Annotated in this window: 9 protein-coding genes and 1 other annotated feature; of the genes, 6 read left to right on the plus strand and 3 right to left on the minus strand. The window is 43.3% G+C overall.

The annotated features are described in order from the left end of the window. The first annotated feature begins 222 nt into the window (after positions 1-222). Positions 223-465 (plus strand) — a binding site (T-box leader). A gap of 95 nt (positions 466-560) precedes the next feature. The 3 genes from brnQ (at position 561) to J7E32_RS11035 (ending at position 6737) form a co-directional block, all read left to right on the plus strand. Then, positions 561-1904 carry a branched-chain amino acid transport system II carrier protein gene (gene brnQ, locus J7E32_RS11025; protein ID WP_214907222.1) on the plus strand — a complete coding sequence of 448 codons (1344 nt, stop codon included), beginning with the start codon at positions 561-563 and terminating at the stop codon, positions 1902-1904. A 489-nt stretch (positions 1905-2393) separates the two neighbouring features. Beyond that, entirely contained in the window at positions 2394-4925 is a 2532-nt protein-coding gene (locus J7E32_RS11030) for a glycoside hydrolase family 31 protein (protein ID WP_286183007.1), read from the plus strand. A 117-nt stretch (positions 4926-5042) separates the two neighbouring features. Next, a complete protein-coding gene (locus tag J7E32_RS11035) occupies positions 5043-6737 on the plus strand; it encodes a glycoside hydrolase family 66 protein (RefSeq protein WP_214907226.1) in 1695 nt (564 codons plus the stop codon). Positions 6738-6784: 47 nt separating this feature from the next. Here J7E32_RS11035 and J7E32_RS11040 read toward each other — a convergent pair whose 3' ends face one another. The 3 genes from J7E32_RS11040 to J7E32_RS11050 form a co-directional block, all read right to left on the minus strand. Beyond that, positions 6785-9904 (minus strand): MMPL family transporter, encoded by a 3120-nt coding sequence (locus tag J7E32_RS11040; protein WP_214907228.1) that lies wholly within the window; start codon positions 9902-9904, stop codon positions 6785-6787. A 1-nt stretch (position 9905) separates the two neighbouring features. After that, positions 9906-10361 carry a MarR family winged helix-turn-helix transcriptional regulator gene (locus J7E32_RS11045; RefSeq protein ID WP_214907230.1) on the minus strand — a complete coding sequence of 152 codons (456 nt, stop codon included), beginning with the start codon at positions 10359-10361 and terminating at the stop codon, positions 9906-9908. A 154-nt stretch (positions 10362-10515) separates the two neighbouring features. Further along, the gene (locus J7E32_RS11050; protein WP_214907232.1) at positions 10516-10944 is read right to left on the minus strand and encodes a cell wall hydrolase; all 429 of its coding nucleotides are present in this window, start codon (positions 10942-10944) and stop codon (positions 10516-10518) included. 372 nt (positions 10945-11316) lie between these two features. Here J7E32_RS11050 and J7E32_RS11055 point away from each other — a divergent pair, with 372 nt between their 5' ends. The 3 genes from J7E32_RS11055 (at position 11317) to J7E32_RS11065 (ending at position 12417) form a co-directional block, all read left to right on the plus strand. Beyond that, the gene (locus J7E32_RS11055; protein ID WP_214907234.1) at positions 11317-11586 is read left to right on the plus strand and encodes a spore germination protein; all 270 of its coding nucleotides are present in this window, start codon (positions 11317-11319) and stop codon (positions 11584-11586) included. Positions 11587-11706: 120 nt separating this feature from the next. Next, positions 11707-11949, plus strand: coding sequence for a spore germination protein (locus J7E32_RS11060; RefSeq protein ID WP_214907236.1), 243 nt, complete (start codon positions 11707-11709; stop codon positions 11947-11949). Between the two features lie 24 nt (positions 11950-11973). Further along, a complete protein-coding gene (locus J7E32_RS11065) occupies positions 11974-12417 on the plus strand; it encodes an Hsp20/alpha crystallin family protein (protein ID WP_214907238.1) in 444 nt (147 codons plus the stop codon). Positions 12418-12430 lie beyond the last annotated feature (13 nt).

Here is a 12430-nt window from a genome sequence, read left to right on the forward strand (position 1 = left end):
AGCACTTATTAGACATTTCAAGAGTAACCTTCTTCAAAATGTCTATTAAACAGCATTTCCTAGACATTTCGAAGTAAACGGGCTTCAAAGTGTCTATTATGCAGGGGCTCATAGACATTCCGAGGGTATCGGTCTGAAAATGAAAAACTTTCCTTGGCTAATAGTATTGACATATTATTATCTGAATATTAATATAGTTCTTGTAAATATATTTTACAATAATAAAAATCAATGACGAGAACACGTCCTTTATGGAACCTGATCCCCAGAGAGCCGGTGATTGCTGCAAGCCGGTGTTCAGATTATAGAGGAACATCCTCTCCGAGATGCAAAGCTGAAACTTATTTGCAGTAAGCTTTTGCCGGCTTGTCCGCCGTTAGATGGAACACGTATGATGGTACGTTGATGAGAGCCGCATGTTTGTGCGGAATCAGGGTGGTAACGCGAGCACAACTCGTCCCTAATTTGGGGCGAGTTTTTTGTTTTTCATTTTATAACATTCCGTTCCGAATTTCCTATACTCTCAGTGCCAGAACATTATATTAGGAGGAGAAAAAAGGATGGGAAGCTTAAGAGGTAAAGAAACACTCACGATCGGTCTGATGTTATTTGCATTATTTTTTGGAGCAGGGAATCTGATTTTTCCGCCGTTCCTGGGGCAGGAAGCCGGAGCGAATTTTTGGCCAGCGATGCTTGGTTTTGTTGTTACGGGAGTGGGGCTCCCATTATTGACTGTGGTTGTCATTTCAATGGCTAAGGATGGGGTAAAGGAAATCGGTTCAAGGGTACACCCGGTTTTTGCAGTCGTTTTCAGCGCTGCTGTTTATTTGTCGATTGGGCCTTTCTTCGGTATTCCTAGAAGCGCAAATGTCGCTTTTGAAATGTCCGTTAAACCGTTCCTTGGTGGATCCGGAACAAATTCTCTAGTACTTTTACTGTTTACATTAGTCTTTTTCGCACTCGTTTTCTGGGTTACGTTAAACCCTTCAAAAATGGTTGAGCGGATTGGCAGCATCCTGACGCCTGTTTTGCTTGCAGCTATCGTCCTGCTTGTGATTGGCAGCTTTTTAAAACTGGATGGATCGTTTGGAGAGGTATCTGAAAAATACTCGGCAGCACCATTTGCCACTGGTTTCCTTGAAGGGTACCTAACAATGGACACAATCGCTGCATTGGCCTTCGGAATCATTGTTGTTGGGGCTATCCAGCAGAAAAAATCTCTTGAACGAAAGCAGGTTGTTAGGGAAACACTGAAAGCTGGCGTAATTGCTGGTGTTGGACTGGCTTTTGTATATGTAACAGTCGGCCTTCTCGGTGCTAAAATGGCCTCAGTTGGCGAATACGAAAATGGCGGTGCTATTTTAACAGAGTCGGCAAAGCTGATGTTCGGGGCACCTGGCATGCTGCTGCTCGGCTTGATTGTAACGCTGGCCTGCTTCACAACCGCTGTTGGCCTTGTTGCGGCGACAAGCCAATTTTTCGCTAAAATGATGCCAAAGGTTCCTTATAAAACTTACACACTAGTTGTAACCGTGGTTAGCTTATTAATTGCGAATCTTGGTCTTAACCAGATCATTTCGATTTCAGTTCCAGTGTTGATCGTTCTATACCCGATCACTATCGTGCTTGTTATGCTATCTTTCCTGGACCGTTTTTTCAAGGGATCTCGTGGAGTTTATGTCGGTGCGGTGTTTGCAACGACACTTGTTAGCGTAGTTGACGGTTTGAAAACATTCGGAGTTGAGTCTGAAGCATTAGCATCACTTTTAAAATCACTGCCGCTGTATGCGGAGGGACTCGGCTGGCTGCTGCCCGCTCTTGTTGGCGCTCTTGTTGGCGCACTTGCTGGCTGGATCTTCACAAAGTTGGGATTACCCAGGAATTTAAATACAGCTTCAGAATAGCAAATTAGTCATAAACTCCTGGCTGATTAAGCAAAAGCACCTTTAAAAGACTGAACCGGACATGAAAATATGTCCGGTTTTTTATTATCGGGAATTCAGTAAACGTTAGATATATATTACAAATACATTGCATCCTCCTTCCACTTCCCCATCATACACACAACATTTCCATATATCCTCCAAAAATAAACAAATATTGTCTTCAGATCGTTTTTTTTAAAACACATTATTTCAGTACATTACAAAACCTAGCGATAATGACCTGCATTAGATTTCTTTTTTTACAGCATCAGACCATCGCACTAATTTAAAATCCCGTTCAAACCGCTTCCATTTTTTAACGGAATCGTTTTCATTCCCGTTCAAGCCCACACTCGGGACTTATGACACCTGCCTCCAAACAAGTATATACAGGTGTTGACGGCAGTCTGCTAAATCAATAGAGTCAGTGAGGTAGAAAAATTGAATGGAGTTGTAGACATGAGACCTATGAACAAAACGCTAAGATTGTTTGTCATGATCAGCACTGTGATCATGCTGGCACTTTCAGCGAACTTAAACTCTGCCTTTGCAGCTGTTACACAGCCAGAAGCAGATACACCTTTGAAAAAGGAAAATCTGCAAAAGCTGTCAGCTCAAAGCGTCAAGAAATTGGACAATGGTGTTCAATTCGACTTAGGAGAATACAATGCATTTATTCGTATTTTTTCAAAAGATCTTGTAAAAGTTTCTATTTTAAAAGATGGAGAGAAGGAAGAGTTTTCTCCTGCGATTAAAAAGCAACAATGGGAGACTCCAAGATTCAAGACACAGGATGGCAAAAAGGAATTCACCATTTCAACGGATGAATTGACCATCAAAATCAGCAAAGCACCATTTGGTGTGAAGTTTATGGACAAGCAAGGGAATGTCATTAATGAAGACTACTTGCAAAATGGTTCGGCCGCTGGTTATGAAGACGGCAAGCCATATGTTTTCAAGAAAACCGAAAAAGGCGAGAACTTCTATGGTTTCGGTGAGCAGGCTGGCTTGAACTTCAACCAGCGCGGTGAAAGTATCGGCATGTGGAACACAGATGCTTATTCATATGAAAAAGACACGAAATATGTTTATACTTCTATTCCTTTCTTCATCGGTTTGAAGGATAAAAAAGCTTACGGAATACTTTTCGATAATTCCTACCGTTCTTACTATGAAATGGCGAGCGAGTCAGATGACTACTATTACTTTTATGCCAATGGCGGCCCTCTTACGTACTATTTCATGAACGGACCTGAAATCTCGGATGTACTGGATGTTTATACAGAATTAACCGGTAAAATGGACATGCCTGCAAAATGGACATTAGGTCTGCACCAAAGTAAGTGGGGATACACAGCGGATGAGATCGTGAATGTGGCGAAAACATACCGCGAAAAGAATATTCCCTTGGATACGATGCACTTTGACATTGATTACATGGATGGATACCGTGTATTCACTTGGGACGAGAAATACAAGCAAGCATTGAAACAGCTGAAGTCCATGCCTGGATTCCACGCAATCGCAATCAATGATCCAGCTGTTAAGCAGGATGAAAACTACCGTTTGTACCAGGAAGGCACGAAAAATGATTACTGGGGAAAGAATGCAGACGGGACACCGTTCATTGGTCCAGTCTGGCCAGGACAATCTGCTTTCCCTGACTTCTCAAAAGAAGAAGTCCGCACATGGTGGGCTAAGAACCACAACATCTTGTTTGATGAAGGAATTGACGGTATCTGGAACGATATGAATGAGCCTGCTGTATTCCTTGATGATGAAAAGCATAATCATACGATGCCGCTCGATTCTTATTTTGGCTATGAAAATGATAAAAAACTGCATACTGAATACCATAATCTATACGGACATGATGAAGCAGAAGCAACCTATAATGCTTGGGGAATGCACAAGCCAAATGTACGTCCTTTCGTTCTGACTCGTGACATGTTTGCCGGAACACAGCGCTATGCTGCACTTTGGACTGGCGATAACGTAAGTAACTGGGAACACTTGCAAATGTCTATCCCTATGAACACCAATATCGGTCTTTCTGGGGTATCATTCGTAGGAAACGATATCGGCGGTTTCGCTCAGCGTCCGGATGCTGAATTGTTTGCGCGCTGGATTGAAGTCGGAGCATTCCTGCCATTCTCTCGTATCCATTATGATAGTGATGCCAAAGCCGCGATCAAACAGGGCCAGGAGCCTTGGGCATTTGGTCCGGAAGTTGAAGAAATCTCCAAGAAATACATCGAAATGCGTTACCAGTTGATGCCTTACCTTTACAATGCATTCAGGGATTCTTCTGAAACGGGCACACCGGTCCAGCAGCCGCTTGTCTACCATTACCAGGAAGATGAGAACACTTATGACATCAACGACCAGTTCATGTTTGGCGATTCGATGATGCTTGCTCCTGTTGTTACACAAGGCCAGACTAGCCGTGACGTATACCTGCCACAGGGTGAAACATGGGTAGATTTCTGGTCAAACAAAGAGTATGACGGTGGACAAACAATCAAGGTGGATGCACCACTTGGTCACCTGCCAATCTTCGTGAAGAAGGATTCAATGATTCCGACTCGTGAAATACAGCAATATACAGGTGAAAAAGACCTGACCAATCTTGTATTGGACACATACCTTAAAAATGAAGCAACATACAGCTTCTATGAAGATGACGGTGAATCACTTGACCATCGCATGGGTGAATTTGATGTAACGGATTTCCAGATCAAGAAAAACGGTAACAAAATCGAGTTCTCTAAAACGATGTCAGCTGACAATTACGATTCAGCGATCAAGCAATACACATTGAAGCTGAATAATGAAAAAGCGCCTAGAAAAGTCCAGGCAGCTCAAAATCATTACAAAGCAGCTAAGTCAATGAAAGAGATGACAGATACTCAACGTTCATATTTCTATGAAACTGAAACGAAAACTCTGTACGTAAACGTTCCAGCAGAGGAAAGCAAAAAAGTACAAATTAAATTTTAATGAATTTAGGGACTAATCATAATTGTGATTAGTCCCTTCTATTATTTTTGATAATTGGTGGTGACGAGATGAAGCAAAAAAAGAAATGGCTTATTTTATTGTTTTCTGGTATTCATTATGATGAACCCAAATCCAAAAGAGCAATCTCAAAAGCAAAAGCCTGTTCATGTGCAGAACCTGTTCACAGACTTGCAAACAGATCAAGCTCGATACTCTCCAGGTGAAAAAGTAGACTTCAAACTGAATACAAACGCCACGGCTTATAATATCAAAGTTTCCTATTTTCATTTAGATAAGAAATTGAAAGAGGAAATTTTCGTAAACAAAGGCTCCTGGTCATGGGCTCCGCCGAAGACCGATTTCAAAGGATACCTGATTGAAGTTGAATTATCTGCTGGAAACGAAATACAAACCGAGACAATAGCTGTAGATGTGTCCAGTAACTGGCGCAAATTTCCCCGTTACGGTTTCCTATCGGGCTTCGACGATATGCCTTCCGAAAACATAAAAAAAATGATCTCGTCGTTAAATCGATATCACCTCAATGGATTGCAATTCTATGATTGGCATTTTGAACATCAACAGCCACTCAAGCTGAACTCTGACGTCCCTGCATTACATTGGCAGGATGTAGCGAACCGGAATATATCACTTCATACCATAAACCAATACATTTTTTTCGCCCACGAACGTAATATGGAAACAATGGCCTACAACTTATTGTATGGCTCTTTCGAAGACAGAGGGCTTGAATACGACTGGCATTTGTTCAAGGACCGTGAACGGACAGAGATTGACCAGCACCCCCTTCCTGATGAGTGGAAAAGCAATATCAACATCATGAATCCTACCAATCCATGGTGGCAGGACTATCTGATTGACCAGCAGCGTTCGGTTTATGAGGCCCTTCCCTTCGACGGATGGCATATTGACCAGCTAGGTGATCGCGGCGAAGTCTTTAATGAGTGGGGAGACCAAATATTGATCGATGAAAGCTTTGCTCCATTTTTAAAAAAGTTCAAAAACAACTTTCCCGGCAAACAGATTGTCATGAATGCAGTGAACCAGTATGGACAAGCTTCGATCTCACAGGCATCACCAGCCTTCTTATATACGGAAGTCTGGGATGAATTTAGATATTTCAATGACCTCAAAAAAATCCTTGATGAAAACTCCTCTCTTTCAGGCGGAAAGAGTTCGGTTCTTGCTGCTTATATGAATTACCAGCATTCCAACCAGCCAGGTGAATTCAATGAACCTGGTATATTGCTCGCGAATTCGGTTATTTTTGCGAATGGAGGCGCCCATCTCGAGCTTGGAGAACATATGCTGTCCAAAGAATATTTCCCTCATAACCAGTTACAGCTTCCAGCTAATTTAGAAAGGAAACTGATTTCTTATTACGATTTCCTGACAGGATATGAAAATTTGTTAAGAGATTCCGTAACTGAATCAGATGTTTCACTGGAATCAAAAGATGGATTGCCATTATCCATTGATGCAGCAAAGCAGAATGAACTTTGGGTCATTGCGAAGAAGAAAGAGAATAAAAAAGTTCTTCACTTCATTAATTTCCTTGATGCCAATTCAATGGAATGGCAAGATACAAACGGCGACCAGGCAAAGCCGGAAACGCAGAAAAACCTTGCCTTTGTAATGACTGATGATAAAAAAGCAGAGAAGATCTGGATGGCTTCTCCGGATGTCAAAGGCGGGAAACCCATCTCCATTCCTTTTAGACAAAATGGGGATAAAATCATTCTCACTCTGCCGTCGCTCACATATTGGGATATGGTGGTCATTGAATATTAATGATATAAAAAGAGGCTGCAGCGTGCAGCCTCTTTTTTCCCATTCACTTACGCTCGTTTAAACGGCCACCAGTTTGCTTCACCAAAGTTCTTCACAAGTACCGGGATGAACAGCGGCAGCATGATGAATGCGTATAAGAACAATCCTACCAGGAGGATCGATGCGATTTGGAGCAAGGACATCATTCCTGATGGCATCATCGCCGCGAAGGTACCGCCCAGGATGATGGCTGCCGAAATGATGACAGTTCCCATCTTTTTCATCGACAGCAGCATCGCTTCAGAGATTGATAGATTCTTATATTCATTGAAACGATCCATCAAGAAGATGCTGTAGTCGACTCCAAGAGCAACCAGGATGACGAATGCAAAGAACGGTACTGCCCAGCTGATGCCAGAATAACCAAGGATATCTACATAAATGACCTCATTGACAGCCATAGCAGTATAATAGGTTAAAATCAATGAGCCGATAATGTAGATTGGCATGATGATCGAACGGAACAGGAAGACCAGGATGATGCCTATCCCGAGCAGCATCAGGATTACTGTCCGTGAATAATCCTGCCCTGACATTGTATCAAGGTCCGCGTTCGTGCTCGTGATACCGCCGATTGCCACATCTGCGTTCTCAAGCTTCGTCCCTTTCGTCGCACGCTTGACTGCTTCCTCGATTTCAGCCACCTGAGCCATCGCTTCATTTGAATAAGGATTTGCTTCAAAGATAACGTCCATCGTCATGACTTTACGGTCGTTTGACATATAAACATCAAATACCTGGGTGAATTCTTCACTCTCAAGAACGTCAGCTGGCAAATAAAACCCCTTGGAATCCGATTCAGCCAGTCCATCCAAATATTCCTGCGCAGAGACAAGACCTTCAGATACCTGGTTCAAGCCATCTGTGCTCTGGCTAAGACCATTTGTGAGCTGGCTCAACTGGCCGCCGAGACCGCCAAATCCTGAAAGCAATTGTTGCTGACCGGCATTGATTCCAGTCAACCCATCCGATAACTTAGGGAAGTTAGCAACAATCTGCCCCTGTCCATCAGCGAGCTGATTCAATTCCGCCTGCTGCTGCTCGATTCCGTCGATGAGCTGTTGAAGGCCAGGGCCGAAGTTTGCCTGCTGGGTAAGGGCTCCGGCAAAGACTTCGTTTGTTTGGGCCATGCCGCCAGTAATCAGCGCAAGTTTTTGGTTCAATTCATTTATCCCATCTGATGCTCCAGCTAATTTTTGTTGATATATACCTAGGGCTCCTTTTAACTTCTGGTAATCTCCATCTGTCTTTAAAGTGCCGTCTCTATTTTCCAAATAGCTGAATAGTTGTCCATTCGTTTCTGAGATTCCATTCGATAGCTGAGCAACACCAGCGTCAGCTTCCTTGTACCCAGCTTCAATCTTTGCAAGGCCAGTCTGCATCTCCACATACTTCCCCTGTAGCTCCTGATACCCAGCCAGCAATGCCTCAGCTCCAGCCTTAGCTTCTGCTAATCCAGCCTGAATCTGATCAGACCCGACAGATCCCTGGCGGATGCCATTTTCGATTTTTGCCAGGTTGTTCTGGATTTCACCGAGGCCTGACTTGATTTCGGTTGTGCCATTAATCAGCTGGTTGATGCCGTCAGCAGCACCTTCCAATTCTGGAGCTGATTTAGACAGCTCAGCTTCTGCTTCCTGAAGGCCTTCACTGATTTTATCCAGGCCTTCTTTTCCTTCTCCAAGGCCTGAACCAAGGGTTTCTGCTTGCTTTGAAACAAAGAAGTCTTCGATTGGTTCACCGGTTGGTCTTGTGACCGAGCGGACTGTATCAACGAGGTCGACCTTTTCCAATTCAGAGCTGATTTTCTCAGCCAGCTCGATGTATTCAGCTGAATCCATTCTTTCGTCATTTTTCAGGATGACCTGTGTCGGCATCGATTCACCAGGTCCAAAGCTATCGGCAATGGCATTGAATGCCTTGATTGAGTTTACATCGCCACTGATTTCATCCAATGAGTTATAGCTTAACTCCCCATCGTAGGCAAACAGGAACGGTACGCATACCGCGGCTACGATTAGGAGGCTGAGAAATGGGCGGGCCAGTGAAAAGCTGCCGACCGTTCCCCATAGCTTGCTTTCACCATGTTCAGCGCTTTGTTTAGAAGGCCAGAATATCTTTTGTCCTAATACCGCCATAAAAAATGGGACAATCGTGAATAATCCAAGCAAAAGCATCGCGACACCAATCGCTACTGCTGCAGCAGATTGGTAGAGAATGAATTGCGAGAACCCAATAGCGGCAAATCCTATCATAACAGCTACACCGCTGAAAAATACTGTACGTCCCGCATTCTTGTATGTCGCGACAATCGCAGCCGGCACGCTTTCATGATGTGTCATCTCTTCCTTAAATCGGCTTAGCAGCAAGATACAATAATCTGTGCCGATTCCGAACAGAACGGCCACAAGGAAGATTTGCGTATAGTTCGAGAGCGGAAAGTTGAATTGATCAACAAGCATCGCTACGATTGATTGTGATACAAGGTATGACATCCCCACTGTCAGTAACGGAATGACAGGTGCGACGACTGACCTGAACACAAGCAGCAGCACAACAAGGATAAAGACAACCGTAATGCCTTCTGTCTTCTTCAAGCCTTCTTCAGAGCTGTTCATCAAGTCCTCGTTTATTAGCCACTGACTTGTGTAATAATAGTCAACGTCAACGTTTTCAATTGTTTCATAGAGCAGCTTGCTGACTTCTGCTGGTTCACGGTCATTCCAGCTGACCGTAACAGATGTAAGGATGGACTTTCCATCCTCGGAGACAAGCTGATCCTTCAGACTTTCTTCATTGAAATGTGTCAGGATATCGGTGATACCGATTTCCTCACTATTTTTTTCAAGCTCGGAGATTGCCTTCTCCGCCTCCTTGATTTCTTCCTGTGTCAATTTCTTTTCACTATGGAAAACAAGTGCGACCTGGGTTTCATCCCCGCCGCCTTCTTGTTTCCTTACCTCATCCATGATTTTACCGGCCAATGTTGATGAGTACTCATCAGGCACTGTGATCTGCCCTTTTTCCCGGACAAGTTCCGCCATATTCGGTGCGGCCATGAAAAGGCCTGCAGCCACCAAAATCCACGCAATAAGGACTAACCATTTTTGCTTAATTATGAATTTCACGTTATTCCACCCTGCTCTTTCTATCAATTAAAATATCATTCAGCTTGTCGTACATCTTCAGGAAACTGACGATTTCATCCTGGTCAAACTGCGTAATGAACGATTCAACAAGGGCATGAATCCGCTCCTCTGTCTTTTGGAACAGGTCATTTCCTTTGTCGGTCAATGCCAGATAAACAAGGCGCCGGTCATTTTCATCCCTCGTTCTCTGAATGAGGCCTTTCTCCCACAAGCGCGTAATAATCGCGGTGATTGCGCTTTTTTTTACATCAAAAACTCCCGCCAGCTCAGAGGATGTGCATGAACCTACTTTGTTGATATACCGCAGTGTATAATGCTGGTCATTAGTTAGATCAGAACCTATTTCTTCCTTGATCAAACCTTCGGCAATCTTGTTGACCGAAAATGAAACATGGATATAATGGTCCACTAAATCCTTGATCGATTTCTCACACATGTTTATATATTCACCCCGTCTAAAACTTATTCCACACCTTAACTGTTCAACTGTTTAACTATTAACCCTTTTAACTTTAATCCTAATCAATTCCTATTGTCAATATGAAAACAAAAAAAGACTGCCAGGTTTAAAACCAGGACAGTCCAGCTATTTAAAAGGTGTTATAAATATTCGCACACTCTTCACCTGTTGGCTCATAAAAACAATGAAGCTTAAATCGGCCGACATGCGGCTGATTGTACCATGTTGGCGGACAATCCCCAGGTGGGCGGAAATACCACAGGCTGAATTTTGCCGGCCAAAGTCTCTCCCCTTTAAGCGCACGCCTTGCGAGTCTTTTCTCAGACTCTCTTGCCCGCTGATAAAAATAACCCTTTTGCGTTGCTTCAAAAGCATGCTCCTGATAAATCATCTGCGGCACGGTCCTTAACCCCTTAAAATCAGAACAGTTCGCACGTATCCGGTTAATCCCTACGTTTCCCACCATCAGCATTCCCTGCTGCCCTTCAGCCTCAGCCTCCGCTCGCAACAATCGGGCCAACAAATCGACATCAGCGTCCGTATGCTTCACAACTGCCATGGTTAAAACCTCCAGCCTTTAATATTACATCTTATTTTCAGAAGGCTTGTGCTATCACTAATATTCCGTGTCAAGCATTTCTGGCAGCAAGCTTTTTTTCATACTCACCAAGAATAAGGGTATGGGGCATAGTATGGATAACCAAAATCATATCCATAGATCGGACTGAACAGCACTGCAACAAGCAGTCCCGCGGCTAAGGTTACTAAAGATTACGCAAAAACAAAGAAATTTTCTGGGTGTTTATCCACTCATCAAAAGTTTTATAGGTATTTGTCCATTTTCCGGCAGAATATCCTCTCTCAATATAAATGAACATTTGGGCCAAAGACTGCATATAGTACCTCAAAGACGGAATAAGGATGAAATATTATGCCAGTCACAATAAACCTCTTTTATTTCAAAGTTAATAGTGTTTCGGGAAATGGCTCCATTACCATTGGATCAGCAATCCATAACAGCCATACAGCCAATGATAAGTCACAAGGAATAAATTCTTCTTTTGGAGATGCCTCACCAACTGAAGCATTAATGGATAATGTCTATATTGATCCGGATGTAAATGACCAAGCTGCGATTGCCACGGCAGATTCAACCTATCAGGGAGTTCCGCTGGCCCCAATTGATGAACCCATTATTTAATCCCATAATGATTACATGGAGGGTTCGCTTTCAAAAGTCTGTCACCTCTTGACTGAATAAATAACCTGGAAGACAGTTAGAAGTCAAACAGCTGCTTTGAGGAAGATAAGGAGGTTTTCGATGCCTTACCAAATAAATATTTTTAATATCAAAGTGAATGGAATCGCTCAAAACGGAAACCTGGATGTTGGGCCAACAGTCCATAATAGCCACACGGCTAACAGCAAAAATTTTGGGGTCAATTTTTCACTAGGTGATTTATCGCCAGCATCTTCCATCCAGAATACCGGAATTCTGGATCCGGACGTCAGTGACCAGGATCAAATTGCCAACCCTTCTGCCCCGATTGCGAATCAAATATAGAATTCTCACTGGGGGTGCCATGAGATGGATATGGAAAAAGTGAAAATGTGGCTTGAGTTGACGAATAAATATCAAAAAGACGATTTTTGGCGGGGGCTATTCAATCATGGTATCCCGGAGAGAGTGGTCAAAGCAGGTGAAGATTTTCCTTTATATGATATATACAAAAATGATTCAGCCATCTGCTTGATCATTGAACTGCCCGGCTTGGGCAAAAGCGACCTCTCTGTGGTTCTAAGAAATAAGGAGACTCTGGTGGTGAAAGGAAGATCCAGATCCTTGTTCCCTCCTGATATGGAGGTTAAAAAAGAAAGGTTTTATGGTGAATTTGAGCGCCTGATTCCCCTTCCTGAACCTGCCGAGGCGAGGTTCATTCAATCCAGCTTCCATGATGGCATTTTGCAGGTCACATACCCACGGCAGGTTGCTGCTAATGCAGACAGCCAGCAAGATGACAAAATACTATAAGTGTTCCTCGCCA

It is taken from the genome of Bacillus sp. ISL-55, from assembly GCF_018613155.1.
Taxonomy (GTDB): Bacteria; Bacillota; Bacilli; order Bacillales; family Cytobacillaceae; genus Mesobacillus.

Excerpts from the sequence above, each read along its gene's own strand:
- brnQ (WP_214907222.1), top strand. The coding sequence starts at position 561 with ATGGGAAGCTTAAGAGGTAAAGAAACACTCACGATCGGTCTGATGTTA.
- J7E32_RS11050 (WP_214907232.1), bottom strand. The coding sequence starts at position 10,944 with ATGGCAGTTGTGAAGCATACGGACGCTGATGTCGATTTGTTGGCCCGA.
- J7E32_RS11055 (WP_214907234.1), top strand. The coding sequence starts at position 11,317 with ATGCCAGTCACAATAAACCTCTTTTATTTCAAAGTTAATAGTGTTTCG.
- J7E32_RS11065 (WP_214907238.1), top strand. The coding sequence starts at position 11,974 with ATGGATATGGAAAAAGTGAAAATGTGGCTTGAGTTGACGAATAAATAT.
- J7E32_RS11060 (WP_214907236.1), top strand. The coding sequence starts at position 11,707 with ATGCCTTACCAAATAAATATTTTTAATATCAAAGTGAATGGAATCGCT.
- J7E32_RS11045 (WP_214907230.1), bottom strand. The coding sequence starts at position 10,361 with ATGTGTGAGAAATCGATCAAGGATTTAGTGGACCATTATATCCATGTT.
- J7E32_RS11030 (WP_286183007.1), top strand. The coding sequence starts at position 2,394 with ATGAACAAAACGCTAAGATTGTTTGTCATGATCAGCACTGTGATCATG.
- J7E32_RS11035 (WP_214907226.1), top strand. The coding sequence starts at position 5,043 with ATGATGAACCCAAATCCAAAAGAGCAATCTCAAAAGCAAAAGCCTGTT.